We start from the raw sequence: 25,275 nt of genomic DNA on the forward strand, positions 1-25,275 counted from the left end.
TTCCGACCCCTCACCCGGGTCACGAGTGCAGCGAGAACTCCAGCGTCTCGCCGGCGGTGCCGGACACATCGATCGTGAGGCGCACGCCGTCACGGCGCTGCGACACCGAGACGCGGCGGGCATCCGTGCCTTTCGCGCGCCGCACGCGGGTGTCCGCGAGTTCGATCACCAGGCGCGACGCCGACTGAGTCGGATCGCTCACCGACATCCGCACCATGCCCGGGGTCTTGCGGGCGATGACGCAGGCGGTCCGGTCGACCGAGATGTCGTCGACTCTGCCCGCCTTCCAGAACGCGACGGCGGTCACATGTCGGGAGTGCCTGATCGCCTGGGCCGTCTCGTCGTTGCGCAGCACCTCCGCCTTGGGCGACCGGGCCGCGGCGGCCGTCCTCTTCGCATCCGCTCCCGGCAGCACGAGGTAGGCGTATCCACCGCCCGCTCTCGAGCCGGTTCCATGCGACAGGGCGAGAGTGCCGTACATCCGCCGATGAACGACCTCGGTGCCCGCCGCCGTTCCGGTGTTGATGCCCTGCCAACTCCCCTCCCGGGCAGCGACGCCCGCGATGACCCGCGCGGCGCGGTCCAGGAACACGTATCCGCCCACGCCGTCCAGGTGCGCCCATCGGGCTCGGGGGAGCGTCCGCTCCACTGTCACCGGGCGGCCGTCCACGACGAGTCGTCGAGCGTCCTCGCCGAGGTTGCGGTGCTCGACGATCGTGCGCAGTTCCCCGTCGCTGCCGGTCGAGATCCCGGTTCCCAGCGCGACGATCCCGTCGGGCAGCGTGAACCAGGCCTTCCTGGCGACCAGACCGGTGCCACCGGGGGCCACCAGGTGCATCGCCGCGAGCGCGGTGTCCTCGAAGGTCACACCGCCGGTCCACTCGTTCTGCGGCGTCTCCTCGCCCCACTCGCCCTCCGGGTTGCGGGGCAGCGGAGTGAGGTCGACCGTGGTGCCGGCAGGGGCAGCCAGGTCGGAGGTCGGCCAGAACTCGTCGTCGAAGTGGTCGTCGTCCTCGCGCAGGTACAGGTACGTCATGCCCTGGCTGGTCTTCACTCCCGTGAAGTTCTCCGCCTCGGTGCCCTCGTGCCAGGCGATGCGGTTCGAGCACATCGCCACGCACAGCGCCCAGGCGCCGTCGGCGGAACGGTGCACGAGCCGGTCCATCGCGGGGAAGAACCGCGGGCCCGTCGGGTCGGCGACAGGGGCGACGTCGGATCCGAGCAGCTCGGTCACCAGCGACAGCCGCACGATGCTCGTGGTCGCGGTGATGTTCGCGGCGGTGTTGCCCTCGATCCACTGCCGGCACAGACCGCGCCAGCGCGCCGCCGTCTTCGCATCCGCGGACTGCGCAAGGCGCAGGGTGTGCTCGATGAGGTCGTTCCCGTCGGTGATGCTGCGTTCGGCGAAGCGGGAGACCGCACGGCCGCGGACGGAGTCCATCATCTGGCCGCGGAACATGAGGGGCGCGAACGAGCTCTCGACCACCTTGGTGATGTTGCTTCGGCTGGGATCGGTGATGTCGAACGAGCTGCCCGCCAGCAGCGAGAACAGCTTCGCCAGTCCGCCGAGCAGCACCAGACCGTAGGTGCCGGTGTAGCCGATCGTGGAGTGCTGGACGAAGGAGCCGTCGCGGAAGAACCCGTTGCCCGAGGTCACGTACTGCCAGGTGTCGCTCAGTGCCGAGACCGCACTGCGGAGCAGCTCGGCGTCGGGCTGCACGATGGAGCGGACGATGATCGACTGGCAGATGTCGACCCGATTGGCGCCGTCCGAGAACTGCGGGCCGCTGGGATGCTGCTGCTTGCGCGGATCGCGCTCGGGCAGGAAGTGATCGATCGCAGCGCAGTAGGCGTCGATCTCGGACTGCTGCAGCCGGTCGTGCAGGATCGCCATCGCGTTCGCGAGCGGCTGCGCTGCGCCGATGTTCCATGACCACCAGTTGCCCCACCACGAGGTGCTCGTGTTGTAGATCTTCTCGTGCATGTGCGCGAGCCCGCGAAGAGCGGTGTCGAGCACCGCCTGGGAGCCCTCGTGCTTCGAGCCGGGCGTGGCCCACGACACCGCCAATGAGAGGATTCCGACGTAATTCATCCTCATCGAGTTCGACTTCGCGATGTCGGTGGCGCCGATCGCCCAGTCCTGATCGGAGAAGAACCGGGTCGCGGTGGGGCTCACCTTGGCGAGCAGTGTGTCGGTCGCCTTGTCCTGCTTCGCGATGGCGGCGGCGAAAGCGGTGGGGTTCGCGGCGATGATGCCGCGGCCGGTGAGCGTCTCGACCCAGCGCAGGCGCAGGGTCTCGAGTTCGGGCACGCCGACGGCGAGCGGACGGACGGATGCGGATACGGCGAGCGGGCCGGTCTGGGCGAACAGGACGGCGGCCGCGGCCAGGCCGCCGAGCTGCAGCACGTTCCTGCGGGAGGGGGTGAGCATACGATCTCCTTCGGTCGATGCCAGCGACGCTAGGAGCAGGAGAGACGAGGAATCAATGTTGATTCCTCGTCTCGTGCGTCGGTTGACTGGGCGGATGAGTGCGAGACCCGACATCCTCGTCGTGATGGCCGACCAGTTCCGGGCCGCGGCGATCGAGCCGGGCGGCGACCCGGTCGCCACCCCGCATCTGGACCGGCTCGCGGCCCAGGGATGCCTCGCCCGCCAGGCCGTCAGTTCGTACCCGGTGTGCAGCCCGCACCGGGCGATGTTCCTCACCGGGCGCCGTCCCGCCGAGAACGGGGTCACGCTCAACGTGCACTCCGAGTCGGCGCAGGACGGCGTCGGCCTGCGCGACGGGCTGCCCACCTGGGCGAGTGCGCTCCGCGACCAGGGGTACCGCACCGGCTACATCGGCAAGTGGCACCTCGAGCCGCCGGCGGCCGATGATGAGCGCTTCGGTGAGGGGCGTCGCGATGACGGCAAGGTGTGGGATGCCTGGTCGCCGAAGAATCGCCGGTTCGGCTTCGACTTCTGGTACTCGTACGGGGCCGCCGATCGTCACCTCGCCCCGCACTACTGGACCACGGACGCAGGACGGGACGCCCGCGTCGACGTGGATGCCTGGTCGGCTGAGCACGAGGTCGACGTCGCGCTGGAGTTCCTGGCGGCGGCCGACGGGCCGTACGCGCTGATGGTGTCGCTGAACCCGCCGCATCAGCCCTTCGAGCAGGTGCCTGAGCGCTATCGGCGGCTCTACGCCGACCGCACGGAAGAGGAACTGCTGGTGCGTCCGAACGTGCCGCGCGGCACGCCCGCCGCCGAGGAGGCGGCCGAGGTCGCCCGCGACTACTTCGCCGCGATCACCGGCGTCGACGAGCAGCTCGGCCGGTTGGTGGCCGCCGTCGAGGCATCCGGCCGGCCGACGGTGCTGCTGTTCACCGCCGACCACGGGATGCAGCTGGGCAGTCACGGCCTGCTCTACAAGAACGTCGCCTACGAGGAGTCGATGCGGCTGCCGCTGATCGTGCACGCCCCCGGCCTGGTGTCGCCTGGGACCTGCGACGCGACCATTTCGTCGCTCGACTTCGCCCCGACGATCCTGGGCCTGGCGGGTCTGCACGCCGGGGCGTTCGAGGGGCACGACCGTTCTCCTCAGTTGCGCGGGGAAGCCGGCGGCGGGACGGACCCCGTGGTCTATTACCGCTACGCGTCGCGCAGCGACCCGTCCAGCGCCCGAGGGCTGCGCACGCCGCACGAGAAGCTCGTCGCCACCTGGCATCCTGAGAGCGGGCTGCAGATCGAGTTCTTCGCGCTGAACGCCGACCCTTACGAGCAGGGCAGTCGGCCGGATGCTCCGGGCGCCGCGCGCCTCGCCGGGATGTTGCTCGCCGGGCTCGCTGCTGACGGAGATGCTTGGGCGGGGCGCGACGCGCTCGCGGCAGCGATGCTCACCTGAGTATTACCGGTCATACTGGAATCCATGAAGACCGCGATCTCCGTACCCGATCCCGATTTCGAGCGTTTCGAACGGGTCGCTGAGCAGCACGGCATGAACCGCTCCGAGTTCTATCGCCGCGCCGGCGAGCGTTTCGCGGACGCGCTGGAAGGCGGCTCGGAGTTGACCCGCATCGCTGACAGCGTGCTCGCTCGGGCGGCCCACTCCGACGAAGACCTCTTCGTACGGGAGAACGAGCGCATCCAGCGCGAGGGCGCGGACTGGTGATCTCGCGCGGCGACATCGTCTGGGTGGACTTCGGCGTTCCGCGCGGTTCGGAACCAGCGAAGGTGCGACCGGCCGTCGTGCTGCAGGCGGAATGGCTGCTCGAATCGAGCATCGACACGGTGCTCGTCGTGCCCTTGAACTCCAACGTCGCGCTGGAGGCCTTTCCCGGCAACGTGCTTGTGCCCGCCGAGGCGTCGGGACTGGACCGGGACTCCGTGGCGAATGTCACGCAGGTCGGCCCGGTGAGCAGGGAGTTCCTCGACCCCTGCCCGGCCGGGACCGTGCCCGCGTATCTGCTCGGGCAGATCGCGGCGGGCATCCGCCTGGTGATCGGGATCTAGGCGATCCCCACGTCCGCGCGCCAACGGTCGTGAGCCGCCCGCAGCTCGCGCACGAGCTCGGGTCGGCCCTCCGCGAGGTTCTCCGCCTCGCCGCGGTCGGAGGAGAGGTCGGTGAGGAACAGGCCGTTCCCCGTCACGGTGTGCTCGGTGCGCGCGACGTACTCCGCGGTCGGGTCGTCGCCCGACACCGACAGCAGCTTCCAACTGCCGCGGCGCACCGCCCACTGCCATCCGCAGTCCCAGTGCAGCTCTCGAGCGGCGTCGCCGGTGGCATCCGCCAGCGAGCGGCGCAGGTCGACGCCGTCGCCCGTGTGCTCGGTCCCGGCGGCGGCCGCGAACGTCGCGGCGAGATCGAGCGCGCTGACCGGCTCGGCGACGACGGAGCCGGGTGCGGTCACCCCGGGCCAGCGCACCAGGAAGGGCACCCGGATGCCGCCCTCCCAGAGCGTGTACTTGGTGCCGCGCAGGTCGCCGTTGTCGCCGTAGTTGCACTGCGAGCCGCCGTTGTCGGTGAGGTAAACGACGATCGTGTCCTGTCCGTCCACCGCGTCCAGCAGCCGGCCGATCGCGCGGTCCATCAGCTCGAGCTGGGCCAGGTAGTAGGCGCGCCCGTCGGGCAGGTTCGGGCTGATCGCGCCGTCGTACCAGTCCAGATACTCGGATGCCCCGGGGTGCCAGTCCTCGAAGCCCTGCAGCCCGCGGGCCTCGAGCTCGTCGTCGGGCAGCTGCCAGCAGAAGTTGTGCACGGCGTTGAAGGCGACCATCGCGAAGTACGGCTCCTCGGCGGCACGCCGTCCGATGAAGTCGATCGCGCGGTCCGCGATCTCGTCTGTGGTGAAGCCGTCGAACTCGGCCGGCTCCTCGCCCGACCAGAACGGCTGCACGCCCATCGGGCGGGCGGCGTCACCGTACTCCTCGACGGCCGCGACGGAGTGATGCCGGTAGTGCAGCCGGCCCATCGACTGCCCGGCCAGCCCGTAGAACGACTCGTCGAAGCCGTGGTGCGGCGGCGCGCCACGGTCGGCGGAGGTCTCGTCGCCGTAGTGCACCTTGCCGAAGTATCCGGTGGCGTACCCGGCGGTGCGCAGCGTCTCGGCGATGGTCGGCGCGGTGCCGATGTGCGCCGAGTCGAACCACAGGCCGCCCCAGCGCTGCTGGTACTGCCCGGTGATCATGCCGGCTCGCGACGGCGAGCAGATCGGTGCGGTCACATATGCGTCGGTGCAGGTGGCGCCCTCTGCGGCCAGCCGGTCGAGTGCCGGCGTGTTCACGCCGGGAGTGCCGTGAGCGGAACGATCGGCATAGCCGTGGTCGTCAGAGACGATCAGCAGGATGTTCGGGCGGGTCACAGTGCCTCCGGTGATGTGGACGATTCGTCTCAGCGTACGGCGGGGTCCCATCCGGGCGGTGCGAAGGCGCCGGCCGGGTCGTCGCCCAGCGGTGTCAGCTGGCCTGCGCCCCAGACGGGCAGCGCCGATCCGTCGAACTCCCGCGTCGCGTGCTCGGCGAACCAGCCGTGCATCCGCCGGCGCAGGTCCGCGAGCTCGGCGGCGCGAGCCGGATGGTCGATGAGGTTCGCGCGTTCGCCGGGGTCGGCCTCGAGGTCGTAGAGCTCGTGCGGTCCGTACGGGTAGCGGTGCACGTACTTGTGCCGCCGCGTGCGGATCATCCGCACCGGCCCGTACTCGCTGTGCACCACCACGACGCGATCGTCGTCGGCTGCCTCGTCGGCCCCGTCCGCGAGGAGCGCCGCGAAGCTGCGCCCCGGTCCCGCTTCGAACGCGTCGCCGTCGACACCCGCCAGCTCCAGCAGCGTCGCGGGGAAGTCGTAGGCGCTGAGCAGCTCGTCGACCACCCGTCCCTGCGCCACCCGTCCCGGAGCGGCGACGATGAACGGCACCATCACCGACTCGTCGTACATGTTCATCGGGAAGGTGCCGTTGCCCTTGCCCCAGATGCCGTGCTGACCGCAGTTGAATCCGTTGTCGCTGAGGAAGACGACGATCGTGTCCTGCTCCAGATCGTGCGCGCGCAGGCTCTCGAGCACGCGTCCGATCGCGGCATCCATCGCCGTCACGGCGGCGAAGTACCCGATCAGCGCTTCGCGGGCGTCTGGCTCACCGCCGATGGGACCGCCGCCGAGCGTCTGCAGCCAGGGGTGCGGCTCCTCCTGCGGGCAGCTCTCGAAGGCGCAGTCCCGGTACAGGTCGGTGAACTCGTCCGGATGCTGCCCCGCGAAGGGCTTGTGCGGAGCGGTGAAGTTCACGGCTAGGAAGAACGGCGCGTCCTGCTGGGCCTCCTCTTCGAGGAACGCGATGGCGTCGTCGGCGATGGCATCGGTGAGGTAGCCCTCCGCGATCTCCGGTTCCGCACCGCGCAGCATCGGGGCGGCGTGGTACGGACTGCCGCCGCCCTGCAGGGCGTACCAGTGCACGAAGCCGCGCCGGGGCACGTCGCTCGCCCCGAGATGCCACTTGCCGCTCAGTCCGAGCCGGTACCCGGCATCCGCCAGCGCATCCGTGTACGCCGGCATCCCGGCGAGGAGGTCGACGCTGTCCGGGCCGGTGTGCGGGCCGTCCAGGTAGTCGTGCACGCCGTGTGCGGACGGGATTCGGCCGGTGAGCAGACTGGCACGGGCGGGCGAGCACACCGGCGATGTGCAGAAGAACCGGTCCAGCCGGGTGCCGCGGGCGGCGAGTCCGTCGAGCACGGGCGTGCGGATCTCGGCGTTGCCCGCCGCGCCGAGTGCCCATGGCCCCTGGTCGTCGCTGAGGAAGACGATGATGTTCGGGCGGTCGCTCATGCGGGCACTCGCCCGAGGACGCTCGTGGTGCCGGTCTCCGCCGAACGGTAGCTCGCCAGGATCAGCTCGACGACGTGCCGGGCGTGCTCCAGGGGCACCGCCGCAGCGCCGCCCTCGACGACCTGCAGGAAGTCCGCGAGCTGCGCGGTGAACCCGGTCTGGATGTCGTGCTCGGTCGGCTCGTGCAGTACTCGGGTGCGGCCGTCGATCCGCACTGTGGTGCCGGCGCGCGGGTCGGCCTCGACGACGCCGCGCTCGCACACCACGGTCAGGCTGTCGCTGCGCGTCGGCGGGTCGCTCACCACGGTGACCGACACGCCGACCCCGTTCTCGAGCCGCAGCCGCAGGATGCCGTCGGTCTCCACAGGAGACCCGAACCGGTTCGCCACGGATGCGGAGATCTCGGCCGCCGTCGCACCGCCGAACCACAGCGAGCGATCCAGGCAGTGCGCGCCGATGTTGAAGAGGGCGCCGCCGCCGGCCACCTCCCGCGAGAAGAACCAGGGCGACCGCGTGCCCGGTCGGTAGTCGGTGCTGCGGTTGTCGCGGATCAGCTGCACGGCGCCGAGCTCACCGGAGGCGATCATCGCGTGTGCGGCGGTCTTGTCGGGGAGGAAGTGCTGGATGTGGCCCACAGTCAGGGCGACGTCGGCGGCGACGGCCGCCTCGGCGATGCGGTCGCAGTCCGCAACGGAGGTGGCCATCGGCTTCTCGACCAGGATGTGCTTCCCAGCCTGCGCGGCCTCCACGGAGATCGGCACGTGCAGCGCATGCGGGGTGTTCACGATCACCGCATCCACGACGTCTTCCTCGAGCATCCGGCGGTGGTCCGTGAAGACCCGGGCGCCGGGCGCGAGGTGTGCGGCACGTCGTGCCGCGTCCTCGTCGATGTCGCAGACCGCCGTGAGCTCCGCTCCGGCGAGCACCGCTGCCGCGCGCACGTGGAACGGCGCCACGGCTCCCGCTCCGATGAGACCGATGCGCATGTTTCTCCTTGTTCCGTCGTCCTGCATCTCAGGCATCCCGTGCGCCGCACGAGCGGCGGATCACGATGCGGGGCCGGAGCCTGATCTGATGCAGCGGGCAGTCGTCGCCCTCGATGAGTCGCCGCAGCAGCACATCGGCCGCCATCCGCCCGATGCGGTACTTCGGCGGGGCGACCGCTGTCAGCGGCACCTCGGCGAGGTCGGCGACCTCGTCGTCGTAGGAGACCAGGGCGATGTCGTCGGGCACGCTCCGGCCGTCGCGCCGGATCGCGCCCTCGAGCAGCGTCGCCTCACGATCGCCGAACACCAGCGCTGCGGTGGCCTCGAAGTCGCGGACGCGGCGGTACGCCGACTCCGCGGAGTCGGCGACCCAGTCGGCCTTCGACTGCGCGAACTCCAGCGAGCCCGCCAGACCGAGATCGGCGACGGCGTGGCGGTAGCCGCGCACGACCCCGGCCTCCGTGGGCGTGCGCTCGCGGGTGAGCAGAGCGATGCGGGTGTGACCGAGGGCGGCGAGGTGCCGCACCGCATCGTAGGCCCCGCCGCGGTGGTCCGAGCAGACGTGCTCGGTGGTGTCGGCGGGGCCGAGGTCGGGCAGGCTGCGCTCCACCAGCACGACCGGCACGGGCAGCCGCATCAGCTCACGAGCCCTGGCACCCGGATCGTCGATGCCGGTGAGAGTGGGGGCGATGAGCAGTCCGTCGATGTCGGCGTCGAGAAGAGAGGCGATCGCGGAGTCCTCGCGCTCGGGCTCGTACCGGTAGGTGGACAGCTGCAGGGTGGCGCCCGCCGCCGACAGCGACTCGTCGATGCCCTGCAGCACGCGCGGGTAGTAGAGCTGGGTGTCCGGCAGCAGCACGCCGATGCGCCGCCTGGCCTTCTCGTCGCGAGGACGGATGTGCGCCACGAAACTGCCCGCGCCCTGCCGTCGCACGACGATGCGCTCGGCGACGAGCTCGTCGAAGGCTCTGCGCACGGTGGTGAGGGAGAGGCCGGTCTCGGAGGCGAGCTGCTGCTCGGTGGGCAGCTTCTCGCCGGCGGTCCAGGTGCCGGCGAGAATGCCGCGCCGCAGCTGGTCGGCGAGCATCTCGAACTTCAGGCCCTTGGCATCGGCGTCGCGCACCACGGATCCTCGTCGATCGGTCATGGTGCCTCCTCTCGTGGCAGTCCTCTCATTCTTCTGCCGCTGGAGAGAGGAATAAAGAGGGATTCTGCGATCTGCTCGGGATTCCTCTGCTGATATCGCGGTCCGATCTGCCTGCTCCGCTGAAAGGAGGGGAGGATTCTTGGCAATACTCATTGATTGCTCCTTTCTCGACGGGTGATAGTCGTGCTCGGAGCGGCGACGTGGCCCTCCCGAATGAAAGGAAACCCGATGGCGAAGATCCGAAAGCTCTCCGCACTCGTCGTTGTCGGCGCGCTGGCGCTGACCGCCGCGGGCTGCGCATCCACCCAGGGCGGCGACTCGAGCGAGGGTGGCACTCTCACCTACTGGTCGATGTGGAAGGAGGGCGAGGCGCAGCAGAAGGTCCTCGCCTCCGCCATCGACGACTTCGAGAAGGAGACCGGCATCACGATCGACGTGCAGTGGCAGGGGCGCGACAACACGAAGAAGGTCGTCCCCACCCTGAACACCAACAAGGTGCCCGACCTCATCGACGGCTCGTTCGCCAAGCTCGCACCCGTGCTCGCCGAGAGCGGCCAGGCGAAGGCCCTCGCCGACGCCTACGCCACCGAGGTCGAGGGCACGAAGGCCGGCGATCTCATCCCGAAGGCGTACCTGGCCGGCGACGTGCTCACGCGCAAGGGCGAGGACGCGCCGTGGATGCTGCCCTACTCGCTCACCAGCGATGCGATCTGGTTCAACGCCGCGAGCCACCCCGACCTCGTCTCCGCGCCGCCCGCGGACTGGGACGCGTTCATCGCGGAGCTCGACAAGCTCAAGGCGGCGAACGAGGTGCCCATCGCCATCGACGGTGACGTCTCCGGCTACAACGCCTACTGGTACACGGCCGCGATCGTGCACATCGCCGGCCCCGGCGCCCTGAACAAGATCGCCGCCGACAAGTCCGGCGAGGCGTGGGATGCCCCCGAGGCGCTCGCGGCCGCGGAGATGGTGCAGCAGCTCGTCGACGGCGGCTACTTCATCCCCGGCTACAACGCCAGCAAGTGGCCCGCCCAGCAGCAGGCTTGGGCGGGCGACAAGGCCGCTCTGCTGTTCAACGGCACCTGGATCCCCACCGAGACCGGGACCTACGCGGCGGACGGCTTCGAGTACTCCTCGTTCCCGTTCCCGACGGTCGACGGCGGTGACAAGGTCGCACGCGCCGACTTCGTCGGCTTCTCGGTGCCCGCCAGGGCGAAGAACTCCGAGAACGCCCAGAAGTTCGCGACGTTCTTCCTGCAGAAGAAGTACCAGGACGCACTGGGAACCGATGCGAAGATCCTGCCCGTCCGCCAGGACGCCGCGACCAGCCCTGAGATGGAGACCGTGAAGGCGGCGCTCGACTCCGCCGACGCGTTCTACCAGCAGAACGACGGCATCAGCTACCCCGGCTACTCGGAGAAGCTGTTCTGGCCGGCATCCGATCAGCTGGTCCTCGGGAAGATCTCCGCGAAGGAGTTCATCGCGAACATGAAGTCGGGTCAGATCGACTACTGGAAGCAGAACTCATGACCCAGACGGCAGCGATGCCCGGTGTCGCCGGACGGGGTGCCTCACGGGCATCCCGCTCCGGCGGCAACGCCATCGAGAGGGCGCGCAAGCGGCTGTTCGTCCCCTTCGTCGGGCCGGCCCTGCTGCTCTACTCGGTGCTGTTCGTCGGCCCCGCGGTCTATGCGATCTGGATCAGCTTCAACAAGTGGTCCGGAGCCGGCCCGATGGAGTTCGTGGGTCTCGGCAACTACATCCGGCTGTTCTCGGACAAGCTGTTCCTGAAGTCGTTCGGCAACACCCTGCTCCTGCTGTTCGTGGTGGGAGCCGCGATCTTCATCGTCTCCTTCGGCCTGACGCTGGTGCTGCGCGACATGGCCGGCCGCAAGATCGCCCGCTCGGTGATCTTCTTCCCGCATCTGGTCAACGCCATGATCTTCGGCGTGCTGGCAGGATTCGTGCTCAACCCGGGCGGGCTCGTCAACACACTGCTCGGCTGGCTCGGCGTGACCGATCCGCCCGCCTGGCTCGCGCAGGACAACCTGTTCCCGCTGATCATGGTGATGCTCACCTGGATCACCACCGGCTACTACACCACCATCCTCATGGCCGGTGTCGACCGCATCCCGCCGTACTACTACGAGGACTGCGCCCTGGCCGGCGCGAACGCCTGGCAGCGACTGCGCTACGTGATCCTCCCGCTCACCTGGGACGTCTTCGGAACCTGCGCGGTGCTGTGGACCATCTCCTCGGTGAAGATCTTCGAGATCATCTGGATCTTCGGCGGCTCCACCGGCCAGGGCATCCCGCCCACCCAGACCTGGAGCACGGCCGTGTACACGTACGTCACGGCGTTCTCGGGCGAGTCCATCCCGGCGTACGGCATGGCCAGCGCATCCGCGATCCTCTCGCTGGCGCTCGTGTCCGTGCTCGTCGTCCTGCTCCGTCGCGTGATGAAGCGCGACGCGATCGAGTTCTAGGAGTGGCCATGACCTCTGCAGACGTGCTTCCCGAAGAGATCACGACCCGTGCGCTGGTGACACCGCCCGCACGTCGCCCCCGCCGGCGCGGAGCCGCGATCGGACACGACCGCAGCATCGTCCGCGGCATCGGGCTGGTGCTGCTCTGGGCCTTCGTCGTGCTCAACGTCGCATGGATGGTCTGGATGGTGATCCAGGCGTTCCGCGACACCCGCTCGATCCTGAACGACCCGTGGGGCCTGCCGACCTCGCTCGACCCGGCGAACTTCGTGACGGCGTGGACGGTCGGCGACTTCGCCACGGCGACTCTGAACAGCGTCGTGACGACCGGAGTCTCGTCGTTCCTCACCGTCGCGATCGCGGCTCCCGCCGCCTACTACCTCGGGCGGGTGGAGAACCGGTTCACGAGCTCGCTGACCCTGTACTTCGTGCTCGGCCTCGGCATCCCGGCGCAGGTGATCCTCATCCCGCTGTTCGTGATGCTGAACGAGGTGTACCTGACCGACAGCCTGATCGGCCTCAACCTCGTCTACATCGGCGTCTCGATGCCGTTCACGGTCTTCCTGCTGATCGCGTTCTTCCGATCGCTCCCCGCGGAGCTCGAGGAGGCCGCCGCGCTCGACGGCACCACCGCGTTCGGCACGTTCTGGCGCATCACGCTGCCGCTCGCCAAGGGCGGCATCCTGACCGCCTTCGTGCTGCAGGTGATCTCGCACTGGAACGAGACGCTGCTCGCCCTGACCCTGCTGCAGTCCACCGACAAGTACACCCTTCCGGTGGCGCTGATCTCGTTCATCCAGCAGCAGACGTACTCGGGCGCGGACTGGGGCGGGCTGTTCGCCGGCCTCTGCATCGTCGTGCTCCCGATGCTCGCCATCTATCTCTGGCTGGGGCGCCGCCTGACCGAGGGGCTCACCCTGGGCATGGGCAAGTGACCGCCGCGCCGCAGCCGAACCTCCTGGTGGTGATGGCCGACCAGCTCGGCGCCCACGTCATCGACCGGGACGAGGGATGGGTCGACACGCCCCACCTCGATCGGCTGCGCGCGCAGGGCGCCGAGTTCGAGCGGGCGTACGTCACGTTCCCGCTCTGCGTGCCGTCACGCGCGTCGTTCCTGACCGGACGGATGCCGCACGAGCTGGGCATCGGCGGCAATCGGCGTGCGGAACTCCCGCTCGAGGAACCGGGGACGCGCGCGGACAGCCTCGGTCATCTTCTGAGCGCGGCCGGCTACGACTGCGCGTACGCGGGCAAGTGGCACGCGACCGCCGCCAGCGCCCCGCCGGACGCCGGATTCGAGGTGGTGCGGCCGTTCGGCGACCGCGGGCTGGCCGAGGCCTGCGCCGAGTGGATGCGCGGGCGCCGGGAGGCGGAGCGCCCGTTCCTGCTGATCACATCGTTCGACGACCCGCACACGATCTGCGAGTATGCCCGGCGGCAGCCGATGCCCTACGGTGACGTCGACCCGGGTGAGGTGCGGGATGCGCCACCGCTGCCGCCCAACTTCCTGCCGGCACCGTTCGAGTCGGAGGCCGTGCGCCACGAGAAGCACGCGGCCCAGCAGGTGTACGGCACGGGGGCCTACACCTGCGACGACTGGCGCGCCTACCGCGCTGCCTACCGTCGGCTCGTGGAACGCGCCGACGAGTACCTCGGACGGCTGCTGACCGCACTGGATGAGGCGGGCCTGACGGATTCCACGATCGTCGTTTTCACCAGCGATCACGGCGACGGCGACGCGGCCCACCGGTGGAACCAGAAGACGGCGCTGTTCGAGGAGTGCACGCGGGTGCCGCTCATCGTGAGCGGGCCCGGTGTGGTCGCGGGCACCAGGCCGCACCTGGCCTCGGCCGGCCTCGATCTGCTGCCGACCCTGCTGCGCGCGGCAGGGGCAGCAGCACCGGACGGGCTGCACGGCATGCCTCTTGCGCTGGACGGGGAGAGGGGCCGACCGATCGCGTGATCGGCGCCGAGACGCGCTTCGAGCGCGCGGATCCGCCGCTCACCCGCGGACGGGCGATCTGGTGCGGGGATCACAAGTACGCGGTGTACAGCTGGGGCCGGTATCGCGAGCAGCTGTTCGACCTGCGGAACGACCCCGGCGAGCAGCGCAATCTCGCGCTCGAGTCCCGCTTCGATCGGCTGCGCGACGAGCTGCGGGCGAGGCTGCTGCTCTGGTGCCGGCAGACCGGTGACGAGGAGTTCCTCAAGTTCGTCCCGCTGCCCGCGGATGCTCCGGCCGGGACGCGCGAGGAGATCTTCGCGGTCCCGTACTGAGCGGCCGCTCAGGCCAGTGGCAGTGCATCGTCGTAGGCCGAACGTGAGATCGGCGGCACATCGCCGAACACCCGGGTGGTCCCCGGCTCGGTGCGCCACGCGGGCCAGCCGGGGTCGCCGTCGGTGATGAAGGCGACCGCGGCGGCGTGCATGTCTTCCGCGAGCCCCTGCGGCGGAGAGTCCCCGGCCAGCGCGGAGACCCGCTCGGCGCCCAGGCAGTCCCACCAGAACGGCACGTCGAGGCAGTGACTCGACCAGCCGGTCTTCGATGAGGTCCACGCGAACCGGTACGCCCAGGTGGCGGCATCCGCCCGTGACTCGGCCACCCGCACCACCAGCGCACGGAACACGGTGTCGGTGACGAACCGGCCGAACGTCGCCGCGGTGCCCTTGCGGCGCTGCGGGCGGTTCGCCGCCAGCCAGGAGCGGCGCGCGGCCCGCGCCGGCCGCAAGAGCCTCAGCGCGACAGAAGCCGGCACGAACCGCAGGGCTCGCGGCGCGGCATCCATCGCCGGGGTGAACTCGTCGTCGGTCGCACCCAGCAGCAGCGGCTTGCCGGCGCCGACGCCGGCTGCGAGAGAGTCGACGGTCGGACGCTCGATGAGCTCACCGTCGATCACCGGCCCCCAGGGCAACCCGTCGGACAGCACGGCCGTGGTCGCCTGGAGGCCGGTCTTGCCGAGCAGCGACGCCTCGTACTGCTTGCGGGTGAGCGCCCTCTCGGTCGTCGAGCGGAATCCGTCGAGCGTGGGCTCGACGCCGACCGTCTCGGCCAGCAGCGCGCTGCGCCGCTCGACCGTGTCGCGAGGCAGGTCGCCGAGCGCACCCGAGATCGAGATCGCGGAACGGAACAGGTGCTGCGCGGCGGACATGCCCAGCAGCGTGAGCACGGCGCCGCCGCCGGCGGACTGCCCGGCGATCGTGACTCTGGTCGGGTCGCCGCCGAAGGCCGCGATGTTGCGCTGCACCCATTCCAGCGCCGCCAGCCAGTCGCGCACGCCGCGGTTGTCAGGGGCGCCGTCGATCACGCCGAAGCCGTCGAAGCCGAGCCGGTACGACACGGTCACGGTCACCACGCCGTCGCGGGCGAAGGTGCCCCCGTCGTACCAGGGGCTCGCCGGGGAGCCCGAGGAGTAGCCGCCGCCGTGGATCCACACCAGTACGGGAGCCGACCCCGAGCCGGGTCCCTGAGCCTGTCGAAGGGCCGGCGAGAACACGTTCACGTTCAGCGTGGAGGAGCCTTTGATCGACGGCTCGGGGATGAGCGCGTTCGGCTCCTCCCGACGCTGCGGCGTCGCGCCGTAGGCGGTCGCGTCGCGCACCTCGGTCCACGGCTCGACCGGTTGAGGGGGCAGGAACCGACGTGCGCCGGTGGGCGGCGCGGCGAACGGGATGCCGAGGAAGGCGGCGTCCCTCTCGCGGCGGATGCCGCGCACGGGCCCGGATTCAGTGTGGACGATCGGTGCTTCGCTCATCGCCTCCAGTATGGTCCTCACCGGTATGACACGAAGTGTCGCGGCATCCGAGACGCTGTGCCAGACTGTTCCGGACGAAACGCGAGGACTCACGTGACCAGACCTCTCGCCGGGCCCCAGACCCTGCTGCGGACGATGAACGCACGAGCGATCCTGGAGGCTCTCGCCCGACGGGGCGCGCTCACCAGGGGCGAGCTGATGAAGGAGACCGGGCTGTCCCGCACCGCCGTCACACAGGTGCTGCGAATGCTGGAGTCGCGCGACGCCGTGGCATCCGCCGGGGTGGACCGGGCGACCAGGGGACCGGTCGCGACGCGTGTCGGGCTGAATCCTCGGCTGGGACTCGCCGCCGCGATCCACGTCGACCATCACGATATCCACGTCGTGCTCCTCGACGCGACCGGGGCGATCAGGGCCGAGGAGCACGGACCGCTGCCTCTGGTCGACGGACGAGCCGAGGCGATCGCAGGGCTGATCGAGCGCTGCCGTTCCTCGGCGGGCGCGCCGGTGCTGGTCGCCACCGTCGCGGTGCCGGGGATCGTGCGCGGCGACGGCGAGATCCGTGATGACCAGGGGCCCGACGGCGGAGCGTTCCGTACCGCGCTCGCCGAGCGGCTCGGCTGCCCGGTGCGCATCGAGAACGACGTGAACCTGGCCGCGCTCGCCGAACTGTCCGGTCCGATCGGCACCGAGCGGCAGGCGTTCGCGCTGCTGCTGCTCGACGACGGGCTCGGTGCCGCATACATCGTCGACGGCGCGCTGCACCGGGGAGTGACCGGCATGGCCGGCGAGGTGAACTACCTGCCGCAGCCGCCGCTGCCGATCGGGGCGCCGGTGCTCGGGCACACGGTCACCGCCGATCTCGCGCTGGTGGCCGGTCGCGACCCCGCACTGCCGCTGCCCGTGCACCTCGATGCCGCCGCCGCAGGCGACGTGAGCGCGCGCGTGATGGCCGCCGAGGCCGCCCGGCGGCTGGTGCTCATCGCCGGGTCGATCACGCTCGTGCTCGACCCGGGACTGATCGTGCTCGCCGGCGACGCCGCGCACCCGGTGCTGTTCGAGGCGGTCGCCGCAGCCGCAGAGGAGTTCGCCGACCAGCTGCCGCTGTCGTTCGCGCGGTCCGCCTTCGGTGCCGAGGCGCCGCTCGTGGGCGCCGTGCACGAGGCGGCGGATGCGCTGCGCGCCACCCTGTTCACCCGCATCCTCACACCCGAATCCAGCAGAACGTAGAGAACACCGTGCCCGTACCCCTCACCGATCGCCTCGGCCTGCCGCCCGGCACCCGCGCGATCATCCTCAACGCCGACGACTTCGGCATGTGCCGTGCTGCGAACCGGGCCATCACCGGCCTGCTCTCGGACGGCCACCTCGACTCGGCCACCCTCATGATGCCGTGCGCCTGGGCTCCGGCCGCCGCCGCGTTCGCAGCATCCCGCACCGACCTCGATGTGGGCGTGCACCTGGTGCTCACCAGCGAGTGGAGCGGATACCGGTGGCGGCCGCTGACCGGCATCCGCTCTTCACTCACCGACGCCGACGGGTACTTCCCGCGCACCTGCCTCGAGGTCGAGCAGAACGCGACGGAGGAGGAGGTCGCGGCGGAGCTCGCCGCACAGCTCGAGGCGGCGCTCGCCGCCGGCATCGACGTCACCCACCTGGACAACCACATGGGCTCGGTGTACGGGCTCGAGACCGGGCGGGACTTCCTCGCCCAGGTGCTGCCGCTCGCCGCGCGGCACGGGCTGCCCTTCCGGCTGCCGCGCCACGGCACCGAGACGGAGCCGGATGCCGCGATGCAGGCGCTGCTCGCGCAGGCGGCGGCCGTCGCGGATGCCGCGGGCGTGGTCATCCCGGATCGCAGCTGGACGCACCCGTTCCCGCTCGCCGGCGAGGGCACCGACGGAAGAGGAGACCTATGAGCAGGTGGTCTCCGGTTTTCTGGATCTGCTGCGCGCGGTCCCCGCCGGGGTGACCGAGATCTTCCTGCATCCGATGGTCTGTGACGACGAGCTGCGGGCCACGGTGGACTTCGGGGCGACCAAGCGCGGTCACGAGCTGCGGCTGCTCACCGACCCTCTCGTCGCGCAGACGATCGCGGATGAGGGCCTGGTGCGTCTCGGATGGCGCGATCTGCGGGATGTGCAGCGGGCATGAGCCTCATCGCCGGCATCCGGAACCGCCGTCTCGACGGCGCGCCGACACGGGCGCAGAGCATCGCCTTCGGGGCATCCGGCTTCCCCATCCAGCTGATGACGCAGACGTTCTCGGCGTTCGTCGTGTACTTCTACGTCGCGCACCTCGGCGTGCCGGCCGGCTGGGTGGCGGGGGCGATGATCGCGCACGGCATCCTGAACGCCGTGCTGAATCCGGTGGTCGGTGCGCTGTCGGACCGGCTGCGCACGCCGTGGGGGCGCCGGGTGCCGTGGATCGGGCTGGGCATCGTGCCGCTCGTGGTCGCGTTCGCGCTGATCTGGATGCCGCCGGCGCTGTCCGCCGGCGGCCTGATCGCGTGGTTCGTCGTGATCGTGGCCGTGTACGACGTGGCCTTCGTCGTCGTGGTGCTGAACATCTCCGCACTGTTCCCCGAGATCTTCCGCACGACCGGGGAGCGGGCCGCCGGCAACGTGCCGCGGCAGATCTTCGGCATCCTCGGGATGGTGCTGGGCACCGCGATCGCGCCGCTGATCTACGGGTCGCTGGGCTGGCCGGCGATGGCTCTCCTCCTGGGTGCCGTGTGCCTGGGTGTGCTCACCTGGTCGCTCGGGGGCGGGATGATCGAGCGGGTCTCGGGGGTCTCCCCATCGGATGCGGCGATGCCGTGGCGCGCGCAGCTGAAGCACACGTTCACGAACCGGGCGTTCGTGCCGTACGTGATCGGGTCGCTGATGGTGCAGACCTCCGTGGCGATCATCATCGCGGCGATCCCGTTCTACGTGCGGTACTCGCTGCACGCGGCGGAGGGGGACGCCAGCATCCTGCTCGGGGCGATCTTCGTGGCCGCGATCCCGTCGATCGTGGGGTGGAGCGCCTTCGTGCGGCGCACCTCGCCGCGCACCGCGGTGCTGACGGGCGTGGCGATCTTCGGGGTCGCGGTGCTCTGCTTCCTGTGGCCCGCATCCGTGCTCGGCGCCGCCCTGGTCGGGCTCGGTGTCGGTGTCGGCGTCGGCGGCCTGCTGCAGCTGCTCGAGATCATGCTCGGACAGATCATCGACGACGACGCGGCGCGCACCGGGCATCAGCGCGAGGGCGTGTACTTCGGCGTGAACGGCTTCATCGTGCGCGGGGCGGTGGTGCTGCAGGCCGTGGTCGCCGCCTGGGTGCTGACGGCGTCGGGCTTCGACGCCTCGCTCGGAGATGCGCAGCCGTCGTCGGTCGACGCGGGTGTGCGGGTGATGCTCGCGGTCGTGCCGCTGGGCTTCACGGCCCTGGCCTGGCTGTGCTTCTGGCTCTACCCGATCCGCACCGCGGACGTCGTGCGGCCAGTCGCCTCCTGACTCTTCGTCGGGCTTGTCCGGATCCGCATGCCTCTCCAGTTCCGGTCTCACTGGTTGTGGGTGTCAGGGCGGGGCGAACCCGCATCCGTTGACATCGGAGTCAGCGATGCAGCCTGCGTGCTGCCAGTGCAGGGCGTTGTGTCATGCGCTCCACACTGGTGCGCACTGGCCTGGTTCGAAGCCGTTCTCCACAGCCTCTTTCGTGGCTCCGGTCTCGACCGATGCGGGTAATACCCGGGGAGCACCCGCAACGAGTGAGACCGGAGCAGAAGAAGGTCCGACTTCTGTGGAGGACGAGTCGCCAGAGGGGATACGAGGCAGACACTCAACCGAACTGCTTGAGGCGGCGGCGCTCGAAGAGGCGCAGGTGCGGGCGCTCCTCGACCTTCGTCGCGCCGTCGGCGATCCAGCCGTGCCGCTCGTAGAACGTCGCGGCGCGCTCGTTGCCGTCCAGCACCCAGAGGTACGCGACCGGATGCCCGGCATCCTGCAGCGACTGCTCGACGGTGCTCATCAGTGCGTGTCCGACGCCGGCCCCGAAGGCATCCGGATGCGCGTAGATGCCCCACAGCTCGCCGGCATCCGCGATCTCGTCCTCGCGCGGATCGCCGAACGACGCCCAGCCCAGGATGCGGTCCTCGTCCTCTGCGACTATCGTGCGGGACGCCGGGCCGTCGCTTCGCCGGTGCGGCTCCAGCAGGCGTCGCCAGCCCTTCGCACGCTCGGTGATCGACAGATCGTCGAGCACCGGCTGCGGCAGCAGCCCGCGGTACGCCGCCTGCCAGGACCGGACGTGCACCACGGCGATGCCGTGCGCGTCGTCGGGTGTGGCGGGGCGGATCAGCATCCCGTCATCCTATGGCCGTCGCCCGGGGCCGCCGAGGCGGGAAGGCGCCGCGAGGCTCCAGTCGCAACGGGTGAGGGTCAGTCACCGGATGCACCCGCGGGGAGCGAGACCGGAGCAGGGAGATGTCCGCTCGACTGGGCGCCGGTCCGTCTCCCCGCCGCTCCGGTCGCAACGGATGCGGGTTATCTGGAGGGAACACCCGCAAGGAGTGAGACCGGAACGGAGGAGCGCCCGGGCGCGCGGGCGGATCAGGCGTCGCGGCGCGGGCCTGCGGACGGGGCGACCGTGAAGATGTGCGGAGCCGCAAAGCCGGCATCCGAGAACGCCCCCTCCACGGCATCCGTCACCGTGGCGACGTCCGCGTGCGCGACCAGCGCGATCGCTGCGCCGCCGAAACCGCCACCGGTCATCCGCGCGCCGATCGCCCCGGCGCGCAGCGCGGCGTCGACGGCGGTGTCGAGCTCGGCGACCGAGATCTCGAAGTCGTCGCGCATCGAGGCGTGCGAGGCGGTGAGCAGGTCGCCGATCGCCTGCGGACCGTCCGTCCGCAGCGCGGCGACCGTGTCGAGCACGCGCTGATTCTCGGTGACGATGTGCCGCACCCGGCGGAAGGTGGTCTCGTCCATCAGCGCGGCCGCCCGCGGCAGGTCCTCGACAGACACATCGCGAAGCGCCGGCGCACCCAGCCGCGCCGCGCCGCGCTCGCAGGCGTCCCTCCGATCGCGGTACCCGCCGGTGGAGTGCGCATGCTTCACACGGGTGTCGATCACGAGCAGTTCGAGTCCGGCATCCGAGAATCCGGTCGGAACGGACTGCGTCTCGAGCGAGCGGCAGTCCAGGAAGGTCGCGGCGTCGGCGACGCCGAGCATCGACGCCATCTGGTCCATGATGCCCGTGGGAGCACCGACCGCCTCATTCTCGGCGCGACGTCCGGCGCGCGCGAGGGTGACGGGGCCGAGGTCCAGGTTCCAGAGATCGTTCAGAGCGGATGCCACGGCGCCCTCGATCGCGGCGGAGGACGACAGCCCGGCGCCGACCGGCACGTCGGAGGCGATCGCAAGATCGACGCCCCGGATGCCGGGAGCCGACGCATCCAGTTCGCGCAGCGCCCAGGCGACCCCGAGCGCGTACGCCGACCACTCGGGCACCCGCAGGTCGCCGTCGGAGGGGAACAGCGAGGACAGATCGTCCAGCGCGACCTCGACCGCCTCGTCGGCGAACGTCGACGCGACCCGGATGCGGTCGTCGTCGCGCCGTCGCGCCGCGGCGTAGGTGCGATGCGGGATGGCGAAGGGCAGCACGAAGCCCTCGTTGTAGTCAGTGTGCTCGCCGATGAGGTTCACCCGGCCCGGCGCCGACCAGATGCCGTCGGGCGCGGTGCCGGTCAGTTCGCCGAGCAGGTCGCGGGCGGCGGACAGTGCGGTCATGTTCTTCTCCTTCGCTCCGAGATCTGCAGAGTTTCCGAGCCGGATGCCGGAGAGCATCCGGGTCTCTGCAGACCTCCGAGATCTTGCGCCGGGGTCAGGGGGCGGGAACAGACGAGATCGCGTCGCGCAGGCGGGCGGCGGCGTCCTCGGGCAGGATCTCGGCGCTCCAGGCGTTCATGCCGGCCTCGGTTCCGGCAAGGAACTTCAGCTTGTCCACGCCGCGGCGCGGACTGATCAGTTCGAGGTGCAGCCGGGCGGTGTCGCGGCCGACGTGCACGGGCGCCTGATGCCAGCCGGCGATGTACGCGGTCGGTGAGTCGTAGAGAGCGTCGACGCCGCCGAGCAGCCGCAGGTACAGCGGCGCGAGCTCGTCGCGCTCGGCGACTGTCAGCTCGGCGAAGTCGGCGGCGTGCCGGTGCGGCACGAGGTGCACCTCGAGCGGCCAGCGTGCGGCGAACGGCACGAACGCGGTCCAGTGCTGGCCCTGCAGCACGACACGGGAGGACGCCTGCTCGAACTCGAGGATGCGGTCGAACAGGCCGGGAGTCCCATGCGCGAGCAGCTGCTGCGTGCGCGGGGTGACGTACGGGTAGGAGTAGATCTGCCCGTGCGGGTGCGGCAGCGAGACGCCGATCGCCTCGCCGCGGTTCTCGAACGGGAACACCTGCTCGATGCCGGGCAGCGCCGAGAGCGCTGAGGTGCGGTCGGCCCACGCCTCGATCACGGTGCGGGCGCGGGTGGGCGAGAGCGTGCCGAACGACCCGGCGTGCTCGGGGCTGAAGCAGACCACCTCGCAGCGACCCACGCTGGTGCGGCTGCGGCCGATTCCCACCCGCGCCATGTCGTCGAGGCCCTGCGGGGGGTCGATCGCGGCGGGGGCGGTGCCGACGGCGGATGCCAGGGCCGGACCGAACGCGGGGGAGCGGTTCTCGAACACGGCGACGTCGTACAGCGACGGCACCTCGGACGGATTCGCCGGAGTCTGCGGGGCGAGCGGATCGGCGTCGGCGCCCGGCATGAGCACCCTGTTCTGACGCTTCGTGGCGAAGGTGATCCAATCGCCGGTGAGCACGTCCTGCCGCATGATCGCGGTCTCGGGCCGCGGGTCGAGGTCGCGGGCGTCGATGCTGCGCTCGACGGGCAGGGTCGTGTCCGAGTCGTCGTAGTAGATCAGCTCGCGGCCGTCTGCGAGGCGTGTGTCGCGGGCGATGACGCCGGCGCCGAGAGTGCGGATGTTCACGTCAACACGGTACCCGCCCTCCGTGGTAACGTCAACATCGGAACACCTGCACGAGTCGGGAACGCGTGCACGACGGAATCCCGGTCTCGGCTGTGCACCTGTTCCGCGGTCGTGCAGCTGTCCCGAGAATCAGGGCGAAGGAGGACCCGGATGCCGCAGCAGGGACGCGTCTCGATGGCCATGGTCGCCGCCCGCGCGGGCGTCTCCGGCCAGACCGTCTCGCGCGTCGCCAACGACAGCCCGAAGGTCGACGCCGAGACCAGGGCCCGCGTGGAGCAGGCCATGGCCGAGCTCGGATACCGACCCAACCGCGCCGCCCGCGCGCTGCGCACCGGCCGCACGCACACCCTGGGGCTGGTCGCGCAGACGCTCGCCACGGTCGGCAACTCGCGGATGCTGCAGGCGGTCGCCGAATCCGGCGGCATCCCGCGGCTACGCCCTCACGGTCGTGACCCTCGGCCCCGGCGGCGACATCGGTGCGGCCTTCGACAGGCTGCACGACCAGGGCGTCGACGGCGCAGTCGTCCTGAACGAAGCCACTGCGCTCGCCCGCGATACGGCATCCGCGGGGCTCCGCCTGGTCGTCGTGGACTCCCCGCCCGACGACCGCTTCACGATCGTCGGCACCGACCACGCCGTCGGTGCCCGCGCTGCGACCGAGCACCTGCTCGCCGCCGGGCACGGGGCCGTGCACCACCTCGCGGGTCCGGTCGGTTCGTATGCGGCTTCCGAGCGCGAGCGGGGCTGGCGCGAGGCACTCGCCGCGGCGGGCATCGAGGCGCCGCCGGTCGTGCGCGGAGACTGGACCGTCGGCATCCGGTCATGAGCAGACTGCACGGCTGACGGACGCGACCGCGATATTCGCCGCCAACGACCAGATGGCACTCGGCGTCCTCCGCGCCCTGGCCGAGGCCGGCCGCCGCGTCCCCGAGGACGTCGCGGTGATCGGCTTCGACGACATCGCGGATGCCGCGGACTACAGCCCTCCGCTCAGCACGGTCCGCCAGGACTTCGACGCGCTCGGCGAGCAGGCTGTGCAGGCTCTCATCGCCGACATCGAAGGCGCCGCGGTGCCCGAACCCGGTCTTACGACGCCGGAGCTGATCCTGCGCACGAGCGCCTGACCCGGGACTCAGACAGCGAGGCCGCGACGTCGTCCGCGCAGCTGCGAGGAGGAGAATGCCGTGGCGCTGGGCCGCCCAGGGGCGTCTTCCTCCTTGCACTGCGGTGCCGTGGGCGGCGGGACGACACGATCCGGATGCAAGGAGGAAAGTGCCGATGCGGTTGGTCGCGCCGCGACGTTTTGCTCCTCGCACGGCACGGCACGGTAGGCACGGCAGGCAGGGCACGGCACGGCACGGTTCGCACGGCACGGCACGGTAGGCACGGCACGGCACGGCACGGCAGGCACGGCACTCCCCGTCCGGGCGGAACGGCTCAGAACTCGAGCAGCACCTTCGTCGCGCGGCGCTCGTCCATCGCGGGGTAGCCCTCGGCGGCATCGTCGAACGAGAGCGTCAGGTCGAAGACCGCGCCGGGGTCGATCCGGTCGCTCATGATCAGGTCGATGAGGTCGGGCAGGAAGCGGCGCACCGGCGCCGGACCGCCGTGCAGATGCACACCGGAGTAGAAGAGCTCGCTGCCGTCCAGCGTCACGCCGTGCGAGACGCCGACGACTCCGACGTGCCCACCGGCGCGCGTCGCACGAATCGCCTGCTCCATGGACTCCTGGGTGCCGACCGCCTCGATCGTGGAGTGCGCGCCGTAGCCGCCGGTCAGCTCCTTGATGCGCGCGACCCCGGCATCGCCGCGCTCCTCGACGATGTCGGTGGCGCCGAAGCTGCGGGCCAGGGCCTGCCGGTCGGCGTGACGCGACATCGCGATGATCCGTTCGGCGCCGAGTTCGCGCGCGGCGAGGATGCCGAGCAGCCCGACCGCCCCGTCCCCGACGACGGCGACGACCTTGCCCGGTCCGGCCTCGGCGGCGACCGCTGCGAACCATCCGGTGCCCAGAACGTCGGATGCCGCCAGCAGGCTGCGCGTCTGGGCATCAGTCGGCGTGCCGTCGACGCGCACGAGCGTTCCGTCCGCCCACGGGATGCGGGCGTACTCGGCCTGCGTGCCGATCGACCCCATGCCCACGACGTGGATGCAGCGCGACTGGTATCCGGCCCGGCAGATCTCGCAGACACCGTCGGAGGCCATGAAAGACCCGACGACGAAGTCGCCGACCCGGATGTCGCGGACGTCCGCGCCGATCTGCTCGACGATCCCGATGTACTCGTGTCCCATGCGGGTCGGCCGCTTCTGCTTCTCGATCCCGCGGTACGGCCACAGGTCCGATCCGCAGATGCAGGATGCCGTGATGCGGATGACGGCATCCGTCGGTTCGACGAGTGACGGCTCGGGGACATCCTCGACACGGACATCGCCTGGGCCGTGCATGATCACTGCGCGCATCGCTGCTCCTTCAGGTCGGTCTCGTTCCAGTCCACCACCGATCGGATGCCGACGACAGGTGCGACGCTGGTCTGGACAACGGTTTCCGCCCCAAATTCCAAAACAAACACAATCGATCACGTTAGAACGCAAATCGCC

Annotated in this window: 22 protein-coding genes and 1 pseudogene; 13 read left to right on the plus strand and 10 right to left on the minus strand. The window is 70.5% G+C overall.

Going from position 1 to position 25,275, the window contains the following annotated elements:
- Positions 1–19: 19 nt before the first annotated feature.
- A complete protein-coding gene (locus tag L2X99_RS17195) occupies positions 20–2,431 on the minus strand; it encodes a polysaccharide lyase 8 family protein (RefSeq protein WP_236135448.1) in 2,412 nt (803 codons plus the stop codon).
- 94 nt (positions 2,432–2,525) lie between these two features.
- Here L2X99_RS17195 and L2X99_RS17200 point away from each other — a divergent pair, with 94 nt between their 5' ends.
- From L2X99_RS17200 to L2X99_RS17210, 3 genes are read left to right on the plus strand one after another with little or no spacing between them, the layout of a single operon-like run.
- Entirely contained in the window at positions 2,526–3,887 is a 1,362-nt protein-coding gene (locus L2X99_RS17200) for a sulfatase family protein (RefSeq protein ID WP_236135449.1), read from the plus strand.
- 24 nt (positions 3,888–3,911) lie between these two features.
- Positions 3,912–4,154, plus strand: a complete 243-nt coding sequence (locus tag L2X99_RS17205; RefSeq protein ID WP_236125690.1) for a CopG family transcriptional regulator — start codon at positions 3,912–3,914, stop codon at positions 4,152–4,154.
- A complete protein-coding gene (locus tag L2X99_RS17210) occupies positions 4,151–4,495 on the plus strand; it encodes a type II toxin-antitoxin system PemK/MazF family toxin (RefSeq protein ID WP_236125689.1) in 345 nt (114 codons plus the stop codon). Before L2X99_RS17205 ends, L2X99_RS17210 begins: the two co-directional genes overlap by 4 nt.
- Here the strand turns inward: L2X99_RS17210 and L2X99_RS17215 are convergent.
- Genes L2X99_RS17215 through L2X99_RS17230 form a run of 4 tightly spaced genes read right to left on the minus strand, consistent with a single transcriptional unit; the run spans position 4,492 to position 9,431 of the window.
- Positions 4,492–5,844 (minus strand): sulfatase family protein, encoded by a 1,353-nt coding sequence (locus L2X99_RS17215; RefSeq protein ID WP_236135450.1) that lies wholly within the window; start codon positions 5,842–5,844, stop codon positions 4,492–4,494. The two genes, L2X99_RS17210 and L2X99_RS17215, sit on opposite strands and share 4 nt — an antisense overlap.
- Before the next feature lie 29 nt (positions 5,845–5,873).
- Positions 5,874–7,298 (minus strand): sulfatase-like hydrolase/transferase, encoded by a 1,425-nt coding sequence (locus L2X99_RS17220; RefSeq protein ID WP_236125688.1) that lies wholly within the window; start codon positions 7,296–7,298, stop codon positions 5,874–5,876.
- Entirely contained in the window at positions 7,295–8,284 is a 990-nt protein-coding gene (locus L2X99_RS17225; protein WP_236125687.1) for a Gfo/Idh/MocA family protein, read from the minus strand. The genes L2X99_RS17220 and L2X99_RS17225 overlap by 4 nt, the downstream gene beginning before the upstream one ends.
- Before the next feature lie 28 nt (positions 8,285–8,312).
- The gene (locus tag L2X99_RS17230) at positions 8,313–9,431 is read right to left on the minus strand and encodes a GntR family transcriptional regulator (protein ID WP_236135451.1); all 1,119 of its coding nucleotides are present in this window, start codon (positions 9,429–9,431) and stop codon (positions 8,313–8,315) included.
- A 228-nt stretch (positions 9,432–9,659) separates the two neighbouring features.
- Between L2X99_RS17230 and L2X99_RS17235 the strand changes: the two genes are divergently transcribed.
- From L2X99_RS17235 to L2X99_RS17255, 5 genes are read left to right on the plus strand one after another with little or no spacing between them, the layout of a single operon-like run.
- Complete coding sequence (locus L2X99_RS17235; RefSeq protein ID WP_236125685.1) at positions 9,660–10,961, plus strand: ABC transporter substrate-binding protein; 1,302 nt, start codon at positions 9,660–9,662, stop codon at positions 10,959–10,961.
- The gene (locus L2X99_RS17240; protein WP_236125684.1) at positions 10,958–11,917 is read left to right on the plus strand and encodes a carbohydrate ABC transporter permease; all 960 of its coding nucleotides are present in this window, start codon (positions 10,958–10,960) and stop codon (positions 11,915–11,917) included. Before L2X99_RS17235 ends, L2X99_RS17240 begins: the two co-directional genes overlap by 4 nt.
- An 8-nt stretch (positions 11,918–11,925) precedes the next feature.
- Positions 11,926–12,852 (plus strand): carbohydrate ABC transporter permease, encoded by a 927-nt coding sequence (locus L2X99_RS17245; RefSeq protein ID WP_236125683.1) that lies wholly within the window; start codon positions 11,926–11,928, stop codon positions 12,850–12,852.
- A complete protein-coding gene (locus L2X99_RS17250; protein WP_236125682.1) occupies positions 12,849–13,880 on the plus strand; it encodes a sulfatase family protein in 1,032 nt (343 codons plus the stop codon). The genes L2X99_RS17245 and L2X99_RS17250 overlap by 4 nt, the downstream gene beginning before the upstream one ends.
- Entirely contained in the window at positions 13,877–14,194 is a 318-nt protein-coding gene (locus tag L2X99_RS17255; RefSeq protein WP_236125681.1) for a hypothetical protein, read from the plus strand. Before L2X99_RS17250 ends, L2X99_RS17255 begins: the two co-directional genes overlap by 4 nt.
- Before the next feature lie 8 nt (positions 14,195–14,202).
- Here L2X99_RS17255 and L2X99_RS17260 read toward each other — a convergent pair whose 3' ends face one another.
- Positions 14,203–15,669, minus strand: coding sequence for a carboxylesterase/lipase family protein (locus L2X99_RS17260; RefSeq protein WP_236125680.1), 1,467 nt, complete (start codon positions 15,667–15,669; stop codon positions 14,203–14,205).
- A gap of 93 nt (positions 15,670–15,762) precedes the next feature.
- Here L2X99_RS17260 and L2X99_RS17265 point away from each other — a divergent pair, with 93 nt between their 5' ends.
- From L2X99_RS17265 to L2X99_RS17280, 4 genes are read left to right on the plus strand one after another with little or no spacing between them, the layout of a single operon-like run.
- Positions 15,763–16,899 carry an ROK family transcriptional regulator gene (locus L2X99_RS17265; RefSeq protein WP_236125679.1) on the plus strand — a complete coding sequence of 379 codons (1,137 nt, stop codon included), beginning with the start codon at positions 15,763–15,765 and terminating at the stop codon, positions 16,897–16,899.
- A gap of 8 nt (positions 16,900–16,907) precedes the next feature.
- Positions 16,908–17,588, plus strand: coding sequence for a ChbG/HpnK family deacetylase (locus L2X99_RS17270; RefSeq protein WP_236125678.1), 681 nt, complete (start codon positions 16,908–16,910; stop codon positions 17,586–17,588).
- 4 nt (positions 17,589–17,592) lie between these two features.
- Positions 17,593–17,823 (plus strand): hypothetical protein, encoded by a 231-nt coding sequence (locus tag L2X99_RS17275; protein WP_236125677.1) that lies wholly within the window; start codon positions 17,593–17,595, stop codon positions 17,821–17,823.
- Complete coding sequence (locus L2X99_RS17280) at positions 17,820–19,163, plus strand: MFS transporter (RefSeq protein ID WP_236135452.1); 1,344 nt, start codon at positions 17,820–17,822, stop codon at positions 19,161–19,163. Before L2X99_RS17275 ends, L2X99_RS17280 begins: the two co-directional genes overlap by 4 nt.
- Positions 19,164–19,488: 325 nt before the next feature.
- Here L2X99_RS17280 and L2X99_RS17285 read toward each other — a convergent pair whose 3' ends face one another.
- From L2X99_RS17285 to galT, 3 genes are all read right to left on the minus strand, one after another.
- The gene (locus tag L2X99_RS17285) at positions 19,489–20,010 is read right to left on the minus strand and encodes a GNAT family N-acetyltransferase (protein WP_236125676.1); all 522 of its coding nucleotides are present in this window, start codon (positions 20,008–20,010) and stop codon (positions 19,489–19,491) included.
- Between the two features lie 248 nt (positions 20,011–20,258).
- Positions 20,259–21,437, minus strand: a complete 1,179-nt coding sequence (galK, locus tag L2X99_RS17290; RefSeq protein WP_236125675.1) for a galactokinase — start codon at positions 21,435–21,437, stop codon at positions 20,259–20,261.
- A gap of 94 nt (positions 21,438–21,531) precedes the next feature.
- On the minus strand, positions 21,532–22,677 hold the full coding sequence (gene galT, locus L2X99_RS17295) for a galactose-1-phosphate uridylyltransferase (protein WP_236125674.1): 1,146 nt from the start codon (positions 22,675–22,677) through the stop codon (positions 21,532–21,534).
- 174 nt (positions 22,678–22,851) lie between these two features.
- On the opposite strand from galT, the pseudogene L2X99_RS18730 reads away from it, so the two are divergent.
- Positions 22,852–23,801 (plus strand): annotated as a pseudogene (locus L2X99_RS18730) (LacI family DNA-binding transcriptional regulator).
- 313 nt (positions 23,802–24,114) lie between these two features.
- On the opposite strand, the gene L2X99_RS17315 reads toward L2X99_RS18730, so the two are convergent.
- Complete coding sequence (locus L2X99_RS17315) at positions 24,115–25,137, minus strand: zinc-binding dehydrogenase (protein ID WP_236125672.1); 1,023 nt, start codon at positions 25,135–25,137, stop codon at positions 24,115–24,117.
- Positions 25,138–25,275: the final 138 nt, after the last annotated feature.

Source organism: Microbacterium sp. KUDC0406 (genome assembly GCF_021582875.1).
GTDB lineage: Bacteria > Actinomycetota > Actinomycetes > Actinomycetales > Microbacteriaceae > Microbacterium.